17 protein-coding genes are annotated in these 19575 nt (G+C 63.5%); 5 read left to right on the top strand and 12 right to left on the bottom strand.

Features of this window, described 5'->3' with window-relative positions; translation table 11 throughout:
- Positions 1-60: 60 nt before the first annotated feature.
- The 7 genes from AC1DSN_RS07060 to AC1DSN_RS07030 all read right to left on the bottom strand — a co-directional run bounded on the left by AC1DSN_RS07060 (position 61) and on the right by AC1DSN_RS07030 (position 7857).
- A complete protein-coding gene (locus AC1DSN_RS07060; RefSeq protein ID WP_477330071.1) occupies positions 61-420 on the bottom strand; it encodes a DMT family transporter in 360 nt (119 codons plus the stop codon).
- A gap of 8 nt (positions 421-428) precedes the next feature.
- A complete protein-coding gene (locus tag AC1DSN_RS07055; protein ID WP_477330069.1) occupies positions 429-1412 on the bottom strand; it encodes a glycosyltransferase family 2 protein in 984 nt (327 codons plus the stop codon).
- A 30-nt stretch (positions 1413-1442) separates the two neighbouring features.
- Positions 1443-2222, bottom strand: a complete 780-nt coding sequence (locus AC1DSN_RS07050) for a GNAT family N-acetyltransferase (protein WP_477296459.1) — start codon at positions 2220-2222, stop codon at positions 1443-1445.
- A gap of 62 nt (positions 2223-2284) precedes the next feature.
- Entirely contained in the window at positions 2285-3226 is a 942-nt protein-coding gene (locus AC1DSN_RS07045; RefSeq protein WP_477330067.1) for an electron transfer flavoprotein subunit alpha/FixB family protein, read from the bottom strand.
- A 22-nt stretch (positions 3227-3248) separates the two neighbouring features.
- Complete coding sequence (locus tag AC1DSN_RS07040; protein WP_063572163.1) at positions 3249-3995, bottom strand: electron transfer flavoprotein subunit beta/FixA family protein; 747 nt, start codon at positions 3993-3995, stop codon at positions 3249-3251.
- A gap of 168 nt (positions 3996-4163) precedes the next feature.
- Positions 4164-6245, bottom strand: coding sequence for a glycosyltransferase (locus AC1DSN_RS07035; protein WP_477330065.1), 2082 nt, complete (start codon positions 6243-6245; stop codon positions 4164-4166).
- Between the two features lie 4 nt (positions 6246-6249).
- Positions 6250-7857: an electron transfer flavoprotein-ubiquinone oxidoreductase gene (locus tag AC1DSN_RS07030; RefSeq protein ID WP_477296451.1), complete on the bottom strand. Its 1608-nt coding sequence runs from the start codon at positions 7855-7857 to the stop codon at positions 6250-6252.
- 151 nt (positions 7858-8008) lie between these two features.
- On the opposite strand from AC1DSN_RS07030, the gene AC1DSN_RS07025 reads away from it, so the two are divergent.
- Positions 8009-9409, top strand: coding sequence for an amidase (locus AC1DSN_RS07025; protein ID WP_477330063.1), 1401 nt, complete (start codon positions 8009-8011; stop codon positions 9407-9409).
- 112 nt (positions 9410-9521) lie between these two features.
- On the opposite strand, the gene AC1DSN_RS07020 is transcribed toward AC1DSN_RS07025, so the two are convergent.
- Genes AC1DSN_RS07020 through AC1DSN_RS07005 form a run of 4 tightly spaced genes read right to left on the bottom strand, consistent with a single transcriptional unit; the run spans position 9522 to position 13012 of the window.
- Positions 9522-10127: an ABC-type transport auxiliary lipoprotein family protein gene (locus AC1DSN_RS07020; protein WP_477296514.1), complete on the bottom strand. Its 606-nt coding sequence runs from the start codon at positions 10125-10127 to the stop codon at positions 9522-9524.
- A complete protein-coding gene (locus AC1DSN_RS07015) occupies positions 10124-11062 on the bottom strand; it encodes an MlaD family protein (RefSeq protein WP_063572670.1) in 939 nt (312 codons plus the stop codon). Before AC1DSN_RS07015 ends, AC1DSN_RS07020 begins: the two co-directional genes overlap by 4 nt.
- 4 nt (positions 11063-11066) lie before the next feature.
- Positions 11067-11876, bottom strand: coding sequence for an ABC transporter ATP-binding protein (locus tag AC1DSN_RS07010; protein ID WP_218625586.1), 810 nt, complete (start codon positions 11874-11876; stop codon positions 11067-11069).
- Positions 11870-13012, bottom strand: coding sequence for an ABC transporter permease (locus tag AC1DSN_RS07005; RefSeq protein WP_477296512.1), 1143 nt, complete (start codon positions 13010-13012; stop codon positions 11870-11872). The genes AC1DSN_RS07010 and AC1DSN_RS07005 overlap by 7 nt, the downstream gene beginning before the upstream one ends.
- A gap of 108 nt (positions 13013-13120) precedes the next feature.
- Here AC1DSN_RS07005 and gcvT point away from each other — a divergent pair, with 108 nt between their 5' ends.
- From gcvT to AC1DSN_RS06985, 4 genes are all read left to right on the top strand, one after another.
- Positions 13121-14230, top strand: coding sequence for a glycine cleavage system aminomethyltransferase GcvT (gene gcvT, locus AC1DSN_RS07000; RefSeq protein ID WP_477296509.1), 1110 nt, complete (start codon positions 13121-13123; stop codon positions 14228-14230).
- A gap of 80 nt (positions 14231-14310) precedes the next feature.
- Positions 14311-14712, top strand: a complete 402-nt coding sequence (gcvH, locus tag AC1DSN_RS06995; protein WP_477296507.1) for a glycine cleavage system protein GcvH — start codon at positions 14311-14313, stop codon at positions 14710-14712.
- 432 nt (positions 14713-15144) lie between these two features.
- Entirely contained in the window at positions 15145-15798 is a 654-nt protein-coding gene (metJ, locus tag AC1DSN_RS06990) for a met regulon transcriptional regulator MetJ (protein WP_213950075.1), read from the top strand.
- Positions 15799-16130: 332 nt separating this feature from the next.
- On the top strand, positions 16131-17102 hold the full coding sequence (locus AC1DSN_RS06985; protein WP_477330061.1) for an energy transducer TonB: 972 nt from the start codon (positions 16131-16133) through the stop codon (positions 17100-17102).
- A gap of 785 nt (positions 17103-17887) precedes the next feature.
- Here the strand turns inward: AC1DSN_RS06985 and AC1DSN_RS06980 are convergent.
- Complete coding sequence (locus AC1DSN_RS06980) at positions 17888-19234, bottom strand: serine hydrolase domain-containing protein (protein ID WP_477295633.1); 1347 nt, start codon at positions 19232-19234, stop codon at positions 17888-17890.
- Positions 19235-19575: the final 341 nt, after the last annotated feature.

Here is a 19575-nt window from a genome sequence, read left to right as displayed (position 1 = left end):
ATGTAACCAAGCTCGCTTCCGGTCATGTATGGCTTGTTGAATGGGATCTTGTCCATTTATTCAGCTCCGTGTGAAAAAGATTAATCCGGCAACAATCAACAGAAGGCCGGCGAGCTTCGAGTAGGTGAAGGTCTCACCGAAAAGGGGGATCGCAACCAGCCCGACCACGATGAAATTCAGTGCCATGAACGGATAGGCCCTGCTGAGTTCCATTTTGCTTATGGCTCCCATCCACGCAAGCGATGCGCCAAATGCCGCCGCGAATGCACTGATAACCCAGGGGTTGAGCAACATGCGTAGATAGAATCCGACGCCTAGCGTCTCCCCTGGCGCAGGAGCATGGATCCCAACCTGCCACTTGAGCATCAACTGGCCATAAACGGTCAGGAAGATAGTGAACGCGATAAAAATGTAGGCCATGGCTCAGGTCACCGCGACGTGTGCGGATGGGCGGGGTGGATACCATCCGCAAGGGGAGTCGCATCGTCCGTTCGATTTGCAATTACATATATGGGTCGGCGTTTCGCACTCTCATAAACGCGGCCCAAGTACAGTCCTAATACTCCAAGTGAGAACAGAATGATCCCGCCGAGTAGCCATACGGAGATAATTAAACTGGTGTAGCCGATGACGAGCACGTCTCCGGCGAGATATCTGCAAAATAGCACTACGGCGTACAGGGCGGCCGCGAGCGAGAAGAAGAGTCCGAGGTACGCTGATAGACGGAGCGGCTTATCGGAATACGAAAGAGTGATGTCGACTGCTAACTTGATGAGCTTGCCGAGGTTGTAGCTGGTTTTCCCCTCTGCTCTGGGATCGTGTTGTACATCGATGCTTGTTTGGCGGAAGCCGGCCCATTTCACCTGGATGGGGAAGGCTCGATTTGGCTCGGGCATCGAGCGCAGAACGTCGATCACGCGGCGATGGAAAATTCCGAAGTTAGCGGTACGTGCATCGTGGTTGGCGTCGCTCAGGTAATTCAGTAAGCCGTAGAAAGCTTTGGATCCCAGTCGCTTCAGAAAGCTGTCTTTGCGCTCCACCCGCGCACCGAACACGACATCAAACCCCTGCTGGGCTGCGTCGTAAAGGCGGGTAATTTCTTCGGGCCGATCCTGAAGGTCGCAGTCCATGACGACGATCCACTCACCACGTGCTTGGTCAAGGCCCGCGGTGATGGCGTAGTGTTGTCCGAAGTTTCGCGACAGCAAGACGCCGCGCACACGCGGGTCCTTTTTTGCCAAGGCTTCGATGACGGGCCACGAGTCGTCAGGGCTGGCGTCGCAGACCAAGATAACTTCGTAGTCGCTGGTGATTTTTTCCACTGTGGCTGCTACGCGGGCATGCAAGTCCGCCAAGCATGTGGCGCAACAATACACCGGTGAGACGACTGAGATCTTTAGGTTTGGACCCATGTTTCTTTCCTTGCTGCGCTTTCGCGCCAGCTATTTGGACTTTCTTGCATCGCTGGTGAGGAACGCGTTGGCGTGCCAGGTGTCGTAGGCCTCGACAAGGCGAAAGGCTTCGCGGTTCCACACCCGTTGGACAGCGTAATTACCCACTTGGGTCGATACGCGAATCGAAGCCAACCCCATCTCTGCGAAGTGTTGCTTGGCCAGTCGAACGAGGTCGGCATAGACACCTTTACCACCGTGCGCGCGCAGTACGCCGTTGAGTACGATCTCGGCTGTTTTCTGGCGCTCATCGAATGTGCAACAAATGAACCCGACGATGCGATCATTCTCGGTTGCGACCCACGTACGTACCTGCCGATGGGGCTGCAAATGGCCGGCTGCCCATTCCGCATAACCACTCAGGATGTCCGAGGCGTCGAAGTTCGGGTTTGCGTGGTAGTGATTTTGATAGTGTTCGAACACTTGCTCCGTCACAGCACGAAGTTCCGCTTCATCCGAAGCCGTCGCTACACGATATTGGTGAATCTCCCGTCCCAGTGGGGTGAGCGCTGATGCATCGAGTGGGCAGTCATAATAGACAAGCGTGTCGGCGTGAATAAGCGAATTACGAGGGCCGGTGTAGTGGCGCATCGCCGAAATGTCATGAGCTGGCACGCGGAAGATCGCAATGTCCGCCGCGACGGAAACGATCTCTTCCCACAGGCCGCTCACCCGGTCTGCTGGAATGTGGCCTCGGTAAACCTCAAGACCGAAACGCGCGCTGTCGAGCGGCGAGCGTACGAGTGTGCTCAGCGCCTGTGAAATGGCCATTGCGCCTCCTTCATATCCTTGTTCCCTGGAGTACGGGCCGGCGCGAGGGCCGGCCCGTCTCGTTACCCCAGCGCGGCTTCCAGCTCCGGAAGGATCTTGAACAGATCCCCCACCAGACCGATGTCCGCAATCTCGAAGATCGGTGCCTCGCCGTCCTTGTTGATAGCGACGATCGTGCCGGCATCCTTGATGCCCGTGAGATGCTGGATCGCTCCCGAGATACCGATAGCCATGTAGAGCTCCGGCGCGATGATCTTGCCGGTCTGGCCGACCTGCATCTCGTTCGGGCAATACCCGGCATCGACGGCGGCACGCGACGCGCCGACGCCTGCACCGATCTTGTCGGCGAACTTGTAGATGATGTCGAAGTTCTCCTTCGAGCCCACGCCACGACCACCGCTGACCACCTTGGMAGCGCCCTGAAGATCCGGGCGGTCACTCTTGCCCTGCTGCAGGTTCACGAAGCGCGTGTGCGAGGGCAGGGCGACATCGACGGTCAGGGCTTCCACGGGGGCGGAGCCGTTCGAGGCCGCTGCAGGCCAGGAAGCCGTGCGGATGGTGGCGACGACGGTCGAGGCGGCATCCACTTCCACGGTAATGATGGCGTTGCCGGCGTAGATCGGGCGCTTGAAGCTGTGCGCACCTTCCACGCTCATCACGTCACTCACCTGCGACACGCCGAGCAGGGCGGCCACGCGCGGGGCGAGGTCCTTGCCGAAGGTGGTCGAGGGAGCGAATACGTGGGAGTAGCCGGCGGCCGCCTTGGCGATCTGCGGTGCGAGGATGGCGGCCAGGGCATGGGCATTCTCGGCGCGGGCCACGGTCAGCACCTTGCTGACGCCATCGATCTTCGCGGCTTCGGCGGCGACCGCGTCGGGTGCGTCGGACAGGACGATGACGTCGATGGATTCCGGCTTGACGGCAACCGCGGCGCTGACGGCGCGAGCCGTGGCGCCATTGAGCTTGCCGTCGAGGTGTTCGGCGATGACGAGGATCTTGGACATGTGAATTCTCCGGTCGGCTGCTTTACAGCAGGCCCTTCTGCTTGAGGGCCGCGACGAGCTCGGCGGCGTCCTTCACCATGACACCCTTGCTGCGCTTGGCCGGGGCGGCGTAGTGGGTGGTCTTGATGTGGTCGGCGGCATCGATGCCCAGTGAACCCAGCTCGATCACGTCGATCGGCTTGGCCTTGGCCTTCATGATGTCCGGCAGCTTGATGAAGCGCGGCTCGTTCAGGCGCAGATCCGTGGTGATCACGGCGGGCAGGTCGGCTTCGATGGTCTCGAGGCCGGCGTCCACTTCACGGGTTACCGTGGCTTTGCCGTCGGCGATCTCCACCTTGCCGGCGAACGTGGCCTGGGGGCGGTCCCACAGGGCCGCCAGCATCTGGCCGGTCTGGTTGGCATCGTCGTCGATAGCCTGCTTGCCCAGGATCACCAGGCCGGGCTGCTCTTTCTCAATGAGCTTGAGAAAGGTGCGGGCGGCGGTCAGTGGCGAGACGGCATCGGCGGTCTGCACGTGGATGGCGCGATTGGCACCCATGGCCAGGCCGTTGCGCAGGTGGGCTGTGAGGTCGGCCGGGCCGATGCCGACCACGATGACTTCCTCGGCCACCCCTTTCTCGCGCAGGCGCAAGGCCTCTTCGAGGGCGATATCGTCGAACGGGTTGGCGGAGAGCTTGACGCCGTCCGTGACCACGCCGGTGCCGTCAGGCTTCACCTGGATGCGGACGTTGTAGTCCACGACGCGCTTGTAGCCGACCAGAATCTTCATTCGCGGTTCCTGTTCGAGTGGGCCCCCGGCCGGTCGCCGGGGAGCTCTGGAATTGACCGCATATTCTAACGAATCTTCGTACCTGCGTTTGACGCGGCGCGGGATCGAATCTCTTCACACCTAAACGACAAGGGGCCGTTGGGCCGCAAGCCCCGCCTCAGGCGCGTCTCAGTCCAGCGCACGGCGAAGCGCTCCGCGCGCCGCATCGGCGGAGAAATGCGCCCGCACATTTTCGATCGCATGGTCGGAAAGGGAGGCCCAGAGCGCTTCAGATTCGGAAAGCCGCAGGTAGGCAGCCGCAATGGCGTCGGCCGTGTCCGCGACAAGAACGTCCGTACCGTCTTCCAGCCGCATGCCTTCGACGGCCACCGTGGTCCCGATGACCGGCAGGCCATGACTCATCGCCATGTTGATCTTGCCCTTGACCCCGGCTCCGAATCTAAGTGGCGCGATCGACGCAAGGGACGAAGACATCAGTGGCTCCAGATTGGGCACGCGACCCAGCATTTGCAGCCCCGCCTCTGATAATAGGCGGCGGTTACCCTCTGGCACATCGCCAGCAACCAGGATATTTGCACCGGGTACCGCACGCCGAAGCACGGGCAGAATCTCCGACGCCATCCAGTTGATCGCATCCGCATTCGGCGGATGGCCGAACCCGCCAATGAACAGGAGATCACGGCGCCCGGCGTGGCCCCCGGTCCGCCCATGGACCTCCTGGATCGTCGAAAGCAGGTCGACATTCGCGCTCGGCATCAGTCGGCTCAGCAAATCGCGTTCGTAGTCGCTCACGACGAACGTGATATTCGCCTCCGCGATCAACTTCAGCTCCTGCTCCCGCGTCGTCGCCGCCTGGCGTGCCAACGATGCATTGCCGGCGCGCTCTGCGCCACGTTCTTCGCGCAGAAAATGCAGATCCACCGTATCGAAGATCACCTTCGCCTGTGGCGCATGCCGGCGAACGAAGCTCGCGTACTGCGCGGCGACCATGTGCCGGCTGAGGATGGCCGCATGCAGGTCGTCGGCAAAACGTGTCAGCCACGACGGAACGCCGTCCACCCAGGGACGGGCGATCACCTCGACGCCGAGGCGGCCCAGTTCGCGGATCGCCTCATCGTCAGCGCGGCCATCGTCCGGTGCGAAGACGACGTGCCAGCCGTCCTCGACGAGAATTCGCATCATCGATATCAGTCGCATCGAACCCGCATCGCGCGATGCATCCGGCGTAGCCACATCCACGACAAGGATGGTGCCGCGTCGCTTCGCTTTCGCCACCAGGGCGAGCGCGGTGCCCATCGCCGGCTGGGCGGCCAGGGCCGTGCGCCACTTGTCGGCGAACTTCACCTGGTTGATCGCCTGGAACCGCTTCATGCCGGTTTCCATGTTGCCTGCGGAGCTGATGCCTTCGGCGTGCACCACGACGCTGGTCGGTACGTACCAGACCGAATAGCCCGCCGCGCGCGCGGCAAAGGCGAGGTCGGTATCTTCGTAGTAACCGGGCGCGAAGCGCAGGTCGAAGCCACCGAGCTCAGCGAAGACGTGCCGGCGAATCGCGAGCGACGCCCCCGACACGTAATCCMCCTTGCGCGCGTAGCGCACGGCGGGATCACTGCGTGAATCGAAGCGCCCGATGTTCCACGCCGAGGCATCGGCGAACACCCAGGCTCCGGCCTCCTGCAGACGACCGTCCGGATAAACCAGCTGGCTCCCGGCTATGCCGCAATCGGCACGCAACGCGAAGCAGCGAAGCAGCTCCTCGCTCCAGCCGGGCATCACCTGGGTATCGTTGTTGAGGAAGATCAGGAATTCGCCGGTGGCGGCCGCGGCGCCAGCATTGCAGCTGCCGACAAAGCCGAGGTTCGTCGCGTTGCGCAGAAGACGAATACCCGACACCTTCGCCAACGTCCCTGCGCTATCGTCCGGCGATGCATCGTCCACCACGATGACTTCAAAGGCATCCGTGGGCGGATTCGCAACGATCGAACGCAGGCAGGCCAGCGTGTATTCGAGCTTGCCGTAGACCGGAATGACGATCGATAGCCGGGGTGATTCGCTCGATGGGACATCGAACGGCTCGAAGGTCACCTCCAGCGGAAGCAGACTGAGCGAATCGTCTACTTCCGGTCGCGTGGCGAACTCCTGCGAGATGCGTGAGATCGTCCCACGCCATCCGCGCAGGGCAACGCTTGAGCGAAGGCGCTGCGCGATGGAAACGGCTCGGCGGTAACGCCAGGTGATCTTGCCGGACACGTCGTCAGAGGTTCTGGTAGTTCGGACCCGAACCGCCTTCCGGCGTCACCCAGGTGATGATCTGGTACGGATCCTTGATGTCACACGTCTTGCAATGCACGCAGTTCGCCGAGTTGATCTGCAGGCGCTTGCCGGCCTCGTCCTGGACGATTTCGTAGACACCCGCGGGGCAGAACTTTTCGCAGGGATTGCCGTATTCGGTGGTGCAGCGATCGATGCAGATGGACGTATCGGCCACCTTCAGGTGCACCGGCTGGTCCTCGTCATGCTCGGTGGCGGCGAAGTACACGCTGGCCAGGCGATCGCGCGGCGCGAGCGTCCGGTCCACGTAATCTTTATTGGACGCTTCGTGCTGGCCCAGCTTGTCCAGCGATGACCAGTCGGCGTGATTCTTCATCGTCCACGGCGAACGGCCCCCGGTGACGGTTTCCCACGCCGCATTGATCAGGCCGAACCACAGGCCCTTGTTGAAGCCGGGACGGATGTTGCGCACCTTCTTCAGCTCGCTCGCGATGGCCGAGGCACGCAGTTTCGCGTCCCAGCCGGCGGGATTCAGCGTGTTGGCGACCAGGTGTTCGGCGGCGAGCATGCCTGAGGCGATGGCCTGGTGGGTGCCCTTGATCTTCGGCACGTTGACGAGGCCGGCGGAATCGCCGATCAGGATGGCACCGGGCATCTCCACCTTCGGCAACGACTGAAAGCCGCCTTCGATGATGGCGCGGGCGCCGGCCGAAACGATGGTGCCGCCCTCGAGCAAGCCCTTAACGTTCGCATGGTGCTTGAACTGCTGGAACGCCTCGAAGGGCGAGAAGTTCGGATCCGGATAGTCGAGGCCGACGACGAAGCCGACCGCCACGCGATCCTTGTCCAGGTGATAGAGGAAGCTGCCGCCATAGGTGTCGTTGGCCAGCGGCCAGCCGGCCGTGTGCACCACCTTGCCCGCTTCGCCGCGACCTGGCGGAAGCTGCCAGAGTTCCTTGATGCCGATACCGTAAGTCTGCGGATCGCTGTCCTTGTCCAGGTCGAAATGCTTGATCAGCGACTTGCTGATGTGACCGCGGCAACCCTCGGCAAGCACGGTGACCTTCGCGCGGATGTCGATGCCTTCGGTGAAGCCGGGCTTGTGCGTGCCGTCACGCGCCACGCCCATGTCGCCGATCCGCACGCCGTTCACGGCGCCCGCTTCGTCGAACAAAGCCTCCGATGCGGCGTAACCCGGGAACACGTCGACACCCAGGGCTTCGGCCTGCGGTGCGAGCCACGCGCACAGCGCGCCGAGGCTGACGATCACGTTGCCGTGGTTGTTCATCTGCGGCGGCGTCACGGGCGCCTTGGTGCCCGACGCGTGATCGCGCAGCAGCCAGAATTCGTCCTTCGTCACCGGTACGCATACCGGCGGCGGGTTGCTGCGCCATTCGGGCAGCAGGCGATCCAGCGGCGCGGTCTCGATCACGGCGCCGGACAGGATCTGTGCACCGATCGTCGAGGCCTTCTCGATCACGCAGACCGTGATCTCCGGATTGAGCTGTTTCGTACGCATCGCGAACGCCAGGCCGGCAGGGCCGGCTCCGACGACGACGAGGTCGTATTCCATGGTTTCGCGTTCGCTCATGGCTGGCTCACTCAATCTTGGCTGGCTTCAGGGATCAACCCGTCATTGTCCGGCTTCCCCCGCGCGCGGGCAAATCGCCGTTTCAAACAGTCTGACTTGCATGATGTTCACATTGCGCGTTCATAATCGGGACCATGCGCAAGGAGAGTTCATGAATACGATGCCGCCGGTGGCTGACACCGACATGCGCCGCGCCACGCTACTGCAGATCCTGCACTGGCTGGCGATTGGAAGGGTCCAGCCCCAGGCCCTTTCGGATGCTTACCAGAACGCCATTGAGCGGCTGAATCCGCGACTGAATGCCTTCGTCGACTTCAGTGCACCCCTTATCCAGGAGCAGGCCCTCGCCGCCGACCGCCGTCGTCGTGACGGCGTCATCGGTCGCCTCGACGGTATCCCCATCGCGATCAAGGACAACTTCGATGTCGCCGGCGTGCCCACGCGGGTCGGCATGCGGCGGCGCAGCGCGATCCCGGATCAGGACGCGCACATCGTCGCGCGCTTACGTGCCTCGGGCGCGGTGTTGTTGGGTAAGACCAACATGGACGAAGGCGCGCTCGGGGTCACCACCAACAATCCGTTTCATGGCGCGACGCACAATCCGCATCGTCTCGGTTACACCGCTGGCGGTTCGTCCGGTGGCGCGGCCGCTGCCGTTGCCTCCGGCATGGCGGTCGCGGCGATAGGCTCCGACACGCTGGGGTCGGTCCGCATTCCGGCCAGCTATTGCGGCGTGTATGCCCTGAAACCCACGCATGGCGAGATTTCGGCCCGCGGCCTGGTGCCGGCGGCTCGCCGTCTGGATGCGGTCGGCCTGCTCGCGCGTGGCGTGGACGACCTCACGGTGCTCCTGCAGACGCTGGCCGGTTACGACGCCGACGACGCCCGCTCGCGCCGTCGCCGGGTAGCGTTCTCGCCGCCGGACTGGGAGCCGGGCAACCTGCGCTCCGGTTTCCTGCCCGACCTGGCCGCCGTCGGTGTCGACAGTGACGTGATCGATGTCTTCGAGGCGGCGCTGGGCAAGCTCAACGGTGAGCTGGGCGAACGTCGTACCGTCGATTTCTCGGACTGGGACTTCGCCAGGACGCGTCGGGCAGGGCTTCTCCTGATGGAAGCGGAGATGCTCAACACCTTCGCGGATGAGTTGGCGGATGAGGCGTATCCGGTCTCACCGGGTTTCCGGCAGATGGTCGATTTCGCCGCGCGCAAGTCGGCCGCCGAATACGTCGCCGCGGATCGGGTGCTCGACGACGCGACGCTGAAGATGCGTCGCCTGTTCGCCCAGGTGGATGTGCTGGTGATCCCGACGACATCGCAGGGGGCTTTCCCGCTGGATGGCCCCGCGCCGGCGTCGCAGGCGGACCTGTGCAGTTTCGCCAGCCTCGCCGGGTGTCCGGCGGTCAGCATTCCGATGGGTACGCTGGCCAACGGCATGCCGATCGGGATGCAGTTGGTCGGCGCGCGTGGCTCGGATCTGCGGTTGCTGGAATTGGCCGCGGTGTGTGCGTCGTCGCTGGATGCCGAGCCCGCGTATCCCGTCGAGCCTGCATAAGAACGCAGATCTTCTGTGGGAGCCGCTTCAGCGGCGATGCTCTGTGCGAACCTTCGGCATCGCCGCTGAAGCGGCTCCCACATTGGTGGCGGGTCCTACTTGGCGGTGGGTCCTACCGGGCGCTACCAGCCTCGAGAGTCCACCCCACCACCTCACGCGATACCTTATCCATCGCTCGCCCGAACGCCTCGACCACCTGCGGTACGTCCTTGCCGTCCACCGGTTCGTGGACTTCGAAGCGGCGGCTGCCGACGATCTGGTGCTTGCGCGTAGCGGCAAGCACGGCGTCATAGCGGATCACGACCTCCGGCTTGCCCGCGGCGTATTCCGTTTGGAACGCGGCGAGGCTGCCGCCCAGTTCAAAGTCCGCGCCGAGATTGCTCTCGTCCGTACTCAGCGCGGCGATGCGGCCACTGTCACGGAACGCATCCGCCAGGCGATCGCGGAACAGGTTGGTCGTCGTGTCGCTCCACCGCGCTCCGGCGTACACGGTGATCTGGTTCGAGTCCGGCACGACGGCGATGCGCACGTTATCCAGCGAACGTGGCGCGCTGGGCGCGGCGATGCGCAGTGCCCAGGGCACCGGCGTCGCGGCACCGGGCCGTGCACCTGGTGCGGCAGGCAGGGTGTAGATCTTCGGCGTTTCGGCCCTGGGCAGGATCGAGCACGCCGTCAGCAGCGCGAGTAGCAGCGGGGCGGCGAGGCGGGCACGGTTCATGGTGTGAACTCCTTAACTTTCTCACGGCCGAACAGGTAGCCGCTGGGATTCTCGTCGAGGCGACGGGTGATCGAACGCAGCGAGGTCAGCGTGTCACGCAGCTCGCGCAAGGCGGGAGCCAGTTCGCCCAGGCTCGCTGCGCCGCCGTTGATGGCGTCGCTGTTGTCGTTGAGCAGACGGTCTACGGAGGCCATGGAATGTTCGAGCGACGCCATTGCGTGCTGCGCGCTCTCCAGCGTGGCCTTGCCCTGGCCTTCGATCAGGCCGTTGGCGTTGTGCACCAGCTTCTGGCTTTCGGCCAGCGTCTCGTTGGCTTGCGTCGTCGCCGTGGTGAGCTGCTTGATCAACGTACGGATGTCTTCACGCTCGTCGGCAATCACGCCGGTGGTCTGGTCCAGGTGATCCAGCGTGCGCTCGATCCGATGGACGTTCTCTTTAGATAGAAGGTCGTTGGCCCGCGCCGCGGCCTGGCTGATATTGGTAATGAGGTCCTCGCCGTTGGCGAGCAGTCGGGAGAGTGGCGAGGGATCGGCGATGATCACCGGCACTTCGCCATCGTGGCCGACCAGTAGCGGGGCGCCGGGCGTACCACCCGATAGCTGGATGATCGCCACCCCGGTGACACCGGTCAGGGCGAGCTTGGCGTGGGTATCCTTGCGCAATGGCGTGTCGCCGGTCACGCGTACGCGGGCGAGCACGCGGCGCGGATCTTCCGGATCCAGTCGCAGCTGCATGACATCGCCCAGCCGGATGCCGTTGTACTGGACGGCGCCGCCCTTCGACAGGCCGGTCACCGCCTCGTTGAAAACAATGTCGTAGTAGTTCCACTCCTGGTCCGAATGGGCCTTGGCCAGCCAGACACCGAAGCCGAGCCCGGCCATGACGATGAGGACGGTGAACAGTCCGATCAGGATGTGATGCGCGCGCGTTTCCATGGTGTCAGTCCTTGCCTTTATGGGCGGCGAAGGTGGCCGCGCGACCGCGCGGTCCGTTGAAATAAGCCTGTACCCAGGGATCGTCGGTGCGGGCGACCTCGTCGATCGGCGCGGCGGCCAGCACGCGCTTCTGCGATAGGACAGCCACGCGGTCACAGGTGGAGTAGAGCGTGTCCAGGTCGTGCGTCACCAGGAACACGGTAAGGCCCAGCGCATTGCGCAGGGTAACGATGAGGCTGTCGAACGCCGCGGCACTGATCGGATCCAGGCCGGCGGTCGGTTCGTCGAGGAAGAGGATCTCCGGATCCAGTGCGAGTGCACGGGCGAGGGCGGCGCGCTTGATCATTCCGCCGGAAAGCTCCGACGGGTACTTGCGGCCGGCATCTACCGGCAGGCCGGCCAGTGCCAGCTTCACGCCCGCGAGGCGCGTCGCATCCATACGAGGCAGGCCGGCATGCTCGATCAGGGGCAGCGCTATGTTTTCGGCCACGGTGAGTGACGAGAACAGGGCGCCGCTCTGGAACAGCACGCCGAAGCGACGCTCCACCTGGGATCGGCGTTCGTCCGAAAGGGACAACAGATTTTCGCCGAAGACACGTACCTCGCCGGCGATCGGCCGCACCAGACCGATGATCGTACGCAGCAGCACCGACTTGCCGGTGCCGGATCCACCGACGATGCCGATGATCTCGCCGCGATAGACGTCGAGGTCCAGGTTCTCGTGGACGGTCTGCGTGCCGAACCGATTGATCAGTCCGCGGACTTCGATGACCGTTTCGCGGGCCGGAGCAGCTACCGTTTGTGCGTTCACCAGCCCATCTCCATATAGAAGAGTGCGGCGAGGGCATCGAGGAGGATCACCACGAAGATCGACTGGACCACGGCCGAGGTAGTGTGTTCGCCCACCGACTGCGCGCTGCCGGACACCTTGAAGCCTTCCATGCAGCCGATCACCCCGATCATGAAGGCGAACACGGGCGCCTTGGCCATGCCGACCAGGAACTGGGTCAGGGACATGTCCTCCTGCAGCATCGACAGGAACATCGACGGGGACATCTTGAGCACCGCGAGGCAGACCACGCCACCGCCGACGATGCCGGCGATCATGGCGATGAAGGTAAGCAGGGGTAGCGAAACCAGCAGGGCGAGGACGCGCGGCAGCACGAGCAATTCGACCGGATCGAGACCGAGCGTGCGGATCGCGTCGATCTCCTCGCGCGCCTTCATCGAACCGATCTGGGCGGTGAACGCGCTGGCAGTGCGGCCGGCGAGCAGGATGGCGGTGAGCAGCACGCCGAACTCGCGAAGGAAGGCGAAGCCGATCAGGTCCACGGTAAAGATGCTGGCGCCGTAACTGGCCAGCGCCGTCGAGCCGAGGAACGCGACCACCGCACCGACCATGAAGGAGAGCAGGGCCAGGATCGGCACCGCGTCCAGTCCGGTCTGTTCAATCTGGGCGACCACCGCGGTCACCCGCCAGTGCTTCGGTCGCAGCGCGGTGCTGGCGAAACCCTGCAGGGTGATGCCGATGAAGGCCAGCAGCTTTAACGTCTGTTTCCAGAACGAGCCCATGGCCTTGCCGATGCGCTCGAGCAGGACCACGAAGCCGGCATCCCTCGGCTTCTTCACACCCTTGCAATAGGTGTCGATCGCGTCGCCGACGGTTTTCAGCAGGGCGCGCCGCGCCGGCGGCAGCGACTCGTCCTGCGATAAGGCCTGGGTGCGCTGGCTGCCGAGCAACTCGGCGATGACGAAGGCACCGGAGGTGTCCATGGCCCCCACGGCATGAAGGTCCACTTTCACGTCATTGCCCACCGTGCCAGCCAGTTCGTTGGCCCGGGCCTGCAACTCCATGTAATGAAGGAGTGTCCAGTCCCCGCTCAGCGCAAGGCGCGCACCGCCCGCATCGCGCGAGAGGATGGCCGAGCCGGGCAGGGATGGGGTCGTCATGGGCGAAGGCTAGCAGATGCCGATGCTGCGTTTGCGCTTGGCCTGACCGGCCTCGCGACCCGATAATGCGAGGCTGTTCCCGCCGACATTCCCCTGCAAGGTACGACGATGACCGACAAGACCGAACTCAACGCCTCCCACCGTGAACTCGGTGCCCGCATGGTCGACTTCGGCGGCTGGGACATGCCCATCGCCTACGGCTCGCAGATCGAAGAGCACCACTCGGTGCGCAAGGACGCCGGCATGTTCGACGTCTCGCACATGACCGTGGTCGACCTCACCGGCGAGCGCACCCGCGAGTTCCTCCGCAAGCTGGTCGCCAACAACGTCGATAAGCTCACCAAGTCGGGCAAGGCGCTCTACACCTGCATGCTCGACGAGACCGGCGGGGTGATCGACGACCTCATCGTCTACTTCCTTCGCGAGGACTTCTTCCGCCTGGTGGTCAACGCCGCGACCCGCGCGAAGGATCTGGCCTGGATCGAAAAGCAGGCGGCCGCCTTCGGCATCACCGTGCGCGAGCGTCCGGAATTCGGCATGGTCGCCGTGCAGGGGCCTAACGCCCGCGAGAAACTGATCGGCCTGCTGCCGGAGGACATCCGCGAGAAGGCCCGCAAGCTCGGCAAGTTTGCCGCTATCGAATGTGAAGGCCCGAATGGCATGCCGCTGTTCCTGGCTCGCACCGGCTACACGGGCGAAGACGGCTTCGAAGTGGTCGTGCCGAACACGCGCGTCGTCGAGCTGTGGAATCTCCTGCGCGACGCCGGCGTCGCCCCGGCCGGTCTGGGTGCGCGCGACACGCTCCGCCTGGAAGCCGGCATGAATCTTTACGGCCAGGACATGGACGAGACCGTCACCCCCTGGGAGGCCTCGCTCGCCTGGACCATCTCGCTGGACGAGGGTCGCGACTTCATCGGCCGCGAAGCGCTCGAGAAGCAGAAGGCCGACGGTGTACCGCGCGTGATGGTCGGGCTGGTCATGGACGAGAAGGGCGTTCTCCGTCACGGGCAGAAAGTTCTCGCCGCCAACGGCGAAGGCGAAATCCTTTCCGGCGGATTCGCGCCCACCCTCGGCAAGTCGGTCGCCTTCGCGCGCCTGCCCGCCGGTGACCACGGCGACGTTCGCGTCGATATCCGCGGTCGTGAAGTGCCGGTGCGCGTGGTGAAGTTCCCCTTCGTCCGCGACGGCCAGCCGATGCCCGGCATCATCGACGGYTGACCTCACACATATATATATGTATCGGTACAATTGACCGTCCATCACCCGCACCCCGTCCCGTGACATCGAGGAGCAGCCCCATGAGCGATAAAGAAATCCCCGGCGACCTGAAATTCCAGAAGACCCACGAATGGGTACGCGTCGAACAGGACGGCACGGTCACCGTCGGCATCTCCGACCATGCGCAGGGCGCGTTGGGTGATCTGGTCTACGTTGAACTGCCGGAAGTCGGTTCGAGCGTCCAGGCTGGCAACGGCGTTGCCGTCGTCGAGTCGGTCAAGGCTGCGTCGGATATCTACGCACCTGTCTCGGGTGAAATCACCGAGATCAATACCGTCCTCAGCGACAAGCCGGAAACGATCAACGAAGACGCGTTCGGTGACGGCTGGATCTTCAAGATGAAGCTTGACGACAAGTCCGAACTCGACGGTTTGTTGACGGCCGATGAGTACGCCGAGATCGCCGAGAACGACGACCACTGATCCGGTTCGGCACGTTCGATTCGCATGCCGGTCGTCCTCGACCGGCATTTTTTTGTCCGGAACGGCCCTTCGGCGAAATTTTTTTTCACCGTCAGTAGCGCTCCGTTCATCCGCGAAATCGCCCCCGACAGGCCGTGTCGGACGGCGCCTCTTTTCTCGTCGGCCGTCGCGTGTTGTCGGTTCACTGTTCGCGACGACGAACGAAAAAACATCTTTATTTAAGCTATTTGCTGAACCATTTCATTGCGTGAGTGCTTTTTATTTTGTGAGTCCATTTCATTCCGGACGTAACGGATAACCTCATGTGACTGCCCTCGATCGGTCATCGTCGGTGGGGATGCGTACCCGCAAGGTCTTCAATTCATAGCCAAAGTTTATTGACAGCGGATATGTTCAGGAATAGCTTTTGCACCAATTGACGGGGAACCCGATATGGAATTAGGAAAATTCATCAGGCCGTACGTCGAGCACGGCAACAAAGCGGGAGCGGTTCGCAAGATCACTGTGTCCATTCCGCTTCACGTGCTTCGACTGCTTTCCGATGAACGTACTCGCCGCCAGGTGAACAATTTAAGGCACGCAACGAACAGCGATTTGCTGGTTGAAGCGTTCCTTCATGCTTTTACTGGGCAACCACTGCCAACTGATGAGGAGCTGAGACGAACCATGGCCACTGCCAAGAAAGCCACTGCCAAGAAGTCCGCCGCCAAAAAGGCGTCGAAGAAATCCACCGTGAAGAAGACCGCCGCGCGCAAGTCGCCGGCAAAGAAGGCCTCGACCCGTAAGGTCGCGGTCAAGAAGGCTGCGACCCGCAAGTCGCCGGCCAAGAAGGCTGCAGTCAAGAAGGTCGCCCGCAAGGCTGCCGTCAAGAAGGTAGCCGCCAAGAAGGCGGTCAAGAAGGCCGTCAAGAAGGCTTCCGTAAAGAAGACGGCGCGCAAGGCAGCACCGCGCAAGGCCGCCGCACCGCGTAAGGCTGCTTCGAAGAAGGTTGCCGCCGCCAAGGTCGTTCGCGCGACCAAGGCTGCGAAGCCGGCTAAGGCACCGCGGGCCGCCAAGGTCGCTAAGGTCGCCAAGGCCGCCAAGTAATAAGCTTCACCTTCCAATAAGAAAGCTCGTTACGAATTATCTCCCCGCGGTGCCCAGCGCGGGGAGACACTTCGAAACCTTGACCCCGGCCCTGCCGGGGTTATTCATTTATAGGGGTGCGGTTTCTTGCCCCCGGAAAACCTCCTAGACCGCCGCGCTGGATTCACGCGGCTATTACGGTTACCTTGTCGCCACATCGCGCTGCGGGGGACGGGGGGTCCTCCGCGTCAAGCCATCAGGGGGCGCGCGCTATGCGGAGTCCGCTTTCGACCGCCATGGATAATCGTCAACGCATTCCTTCGCGCCATTTCGTGYGCGGCGCCGTCAATCCCGTGACACTTACCGTCTTCGCCATTGTTCTGGCGCTGGCAGTCGCGGCCTGGTTCCTCATTATCAAGCCGTATCGCGACGCGAATGCCGGTGTCACCCCGGCCACCGCCGCGGCGACCAAGCCAGGCGCGACACGCGATACTCCGGCCAACGTCGACGCTCTCAGCACCGACCAGCTCCTGGCCGAGGCCCGCACGGCGATGAACGAGCAGCGTCTCGTCGCGCCGGCAGGTAACAACGCCTTCGAGTTCTACATGAAGGTGCTGCAGAAGCAGCCGGGTAATCCCGTCGCCGCCGACGCCCTGCGCGAGACGTTCTCGTACGGCGCCGCCGCCACCGAGCAGACGATCAACCAGCGGGACTTCAACGAAGCCCAGCGCGAGATCGACCTGCTTGCCAAGGCCGACCCCGAGAACTACACGCTGACCATTCTGCGTTCCAAGCTGGATGCCCAGCGCAAAACGCTGGACCGTGAGCAACAGCAGGCGGTGGATGCGCAGAAGGCGCAGCAGCTGGCCCAGCAGAATGCCGCCAGCGCCGCCAAGCTGCAGGCCGAACAGCAGGCGTCGGCTGCCGCCGAGGCGCAGCGTCAGCAGGCCGCACGTGAACAGGCGGCCCGTGTCGCGCAGCAGCAGCCCGCCGCGGCTGCACCCGTCGCCGCCGCACCGCGTCCGGTCGCACGCGCCGCCACGGACGAGTCCATCAGCGACGCTGTGCTGATCCGCCAGGTCAACCCGCGCTATCCGACGGCCGCCATGCGTGCGAACCAGGAAGGTTGGGTCGATGTGGAGATGACCGTGGGTGCCGACGGCGCCGTGGGTAATGTCTCGGTGGTCGACGCACAGCCCAAGCATGTCTTCGACCGTTCGGCGATCGACGCGGTGAGCAAATGGGAATTCAAGCCGGCCACCCGAAACGGTGAGGCAATTTCCGTCACCCTCCGCCGACGATTGCAGTTCAACCTCGGCAGGTAAGAACAAACGGCTCCGCAAGGAGCCGTTTTTTTGCTGCGCTTCTGTAGGAGCCGATTCATCGGCGAATGCCGGTCGCTACGCGCCCCATGTAACCAGCGGCTTACGCCGCCTCACGCTTGTGGGTCCGTTGGGAGCCGCGAGGGGCAAGGCCCTTGGGGCCGCGGCGCGGCTCTTCGAGACGGGCCGTAGGGACCGCTCTCGCTCTGCCCGTCAACTGAGCGGCCCTCAGCTTARGCGKCCCCAAGGRCCTTGCCCCTCGCGGCACCGAASGYYGAGGYTGCGTGKSGTCGAGCRCACCRCCARCGASTTGCAGCGCCGCTCKTGTAGGAGCCGMTTCATCGGCGAACCCTCAGCGATTGATCTCGCGAACGAAGCATTGCGTCGCATCGTGCRGGCGTTCAACCGCTCGCCCAATCACCACAAGGCCTCGCTCGCAAACGCGACAGCCTGAGGGTTCGCCGCTGAAGCGGCTCCTACAGAAAGCAGCCTGGTCGTTCATCAGACATTGAGCGACGAAGCGGCGTTGCGCWTWTRCCGCACGCAACCTCAACGTCCGGTGTCGCGGTCGGGTTGGCCCTTGGGGCCGCYTAAGCTGAGGGCCGCCCAGTTTCCGTGCAAGCGATCGCGYCRCCTACGGCCCGTCTCGAAGAGCCGCGCCGCGGCCCCAAGGGTCAACCCGACCGCGACTCCCAAGAAACCACGAGCGTGAGGCGGCGAATGCCGCTGGTCACACGAGGCGCGTAGCGGCTGTCCTTTCACGTTGGAACCGCTGAGGGAAGAAGCCCTCAGGGTTTCTTTTTCTTCGTCGTCTTCGTCGACTTCGCCGGTGCTGCTTTCTTCGTGGCGGCGGCCTTCTTCGTCGTGGCGGTTTTCTTGGCAGGGGCGGCGGGTGCGGTGTGCACCGAGCCTTCCACGCCAGCCCAGTCGACGTGGTTCAGGCCGAGGAGGTCATCGAACACCATCGGCATCAGGCCGGCAGGGATCGGGCCGGCGCCGTTCCACATCGTCACCACGCCCGCGTGGTACTTCGGGAAGAAGCCGATCATCGTGCGGTAGCCGGAGACGGCGCCTGCATGGAAGATCAGGTCTTCGTTGGCGTACTTGAACACGCGCCAGCCCAGCGCGTAGTGCGCGTCGGTGACGCGGGCGTGGCGCCAGGGTAGCGAATGCACTTCGGAGGGCGTGGCGACGCCGGCCGCGTGCAGCACGTCCAGCGAGGGCGTGGGCAGTACGTCGGGGCGACCGCCCATCTGTGCCATCAGCCACTGCTCCATGTCGCGCAGGCTGGCGTTCACGCCGGCGGCGGGCGCGACGCGGTAGTAGCTGTCGTTGGGCTCGTAGGGAATCCAGTTGTGCGGACCGCCGCGGTGGGGACGCGCCCAGCTCTTGCTGGCCTCGAGGGCATCGCGGCCGTAGCTGGCGGTGGTCATGCCCAGCGGCGCGAAGATGCGACGCTCCACCTGTCGGAAGAAATAATCACCGGTGGTGGCGTAGATCACGTCGCCGATCATGCTGAAGGCAACGTTCTGGTAGCCGTAGCACGAGCCCACTTTGCACGACAGATCCACCTCGTCGAGCTTGCGCACGAGTTCCTCGTACGGCATGTCGGCTTCGAGCATGTTGTCGTAGGTGTTGCGTGGCAGGCCCAGGCGTTGGCCAAGGATGTCGCGGACCGTGGCCTGCTGTGCGGCTTCCATGTCCTTGAGCTTGAAGTACGGAATGGTGTCGATCAGCTTGGTGTCCCAGCTGAGGAAACCCTCGCGAACCAGGACAGCAGTGACGCCGGTGGCGAACGCTTTCGACAACGAGGCCAGGCGGAAGACGGTTTCCGGCGTGGCAGGTTCTTTCGTTTTCGCGTTGGCGTAGCCGATGGCGCGCTCGTAAACGACCTTGTCGTCCACGATGACCGCCGTGACGATGGCCGGTGCGGCATCGCGTGCCTCCGCCTCGTCCATCCAGCGCTTGTAGTCCTCGATCGTCTGCTTGACGCGCTCAGGCGGCAGGTGGGCGGATTCAGGATCGGCGTGCACCACCGGCGGCTTCTGCGGCGGTGGCGGCGCGGCCAGGGCGAAGGGAGCGGCGATGGCGCAGGCGATAGCGCAGGCGAGCAGGGAAGCGGAACGAAACGACATGCTTATCTCGCGGGTCGAGGCGTGGGGACACGCCGCGGGAAGGGGGACGTCAGCGCGCTGATCGTCATCAGGGGCATTGTCTTTTACTTATGGGCCGGGGACAACGTCGATTCGTCGGCCATGTGGGAGCCGATTCATCGGCGATTCCAGGGTGGAGGAGAGCATCGCCGATGAATTGGCTCCTACAGGAGCGGGGCGTGGGGGCGTGGTAGGCTTTGGCCAGCTTTCACCGGATCGAAGTCGGCCACCTGTGAATACACGTCGACCCGCCGCTATGGCCGAGGGCATGACCCTGGTCCTTTCGGTCATCGCCTTCTTCTTCGTGATGACCTCCTATTACG

This window comes from Luteibacter sp. P4_D7_3 (assembly GCF_056401735.1).
Note: the sequence above shows the minus strand (reverse complement) of the source record. Positions and strands in the feature narration are given on the sequence as shown.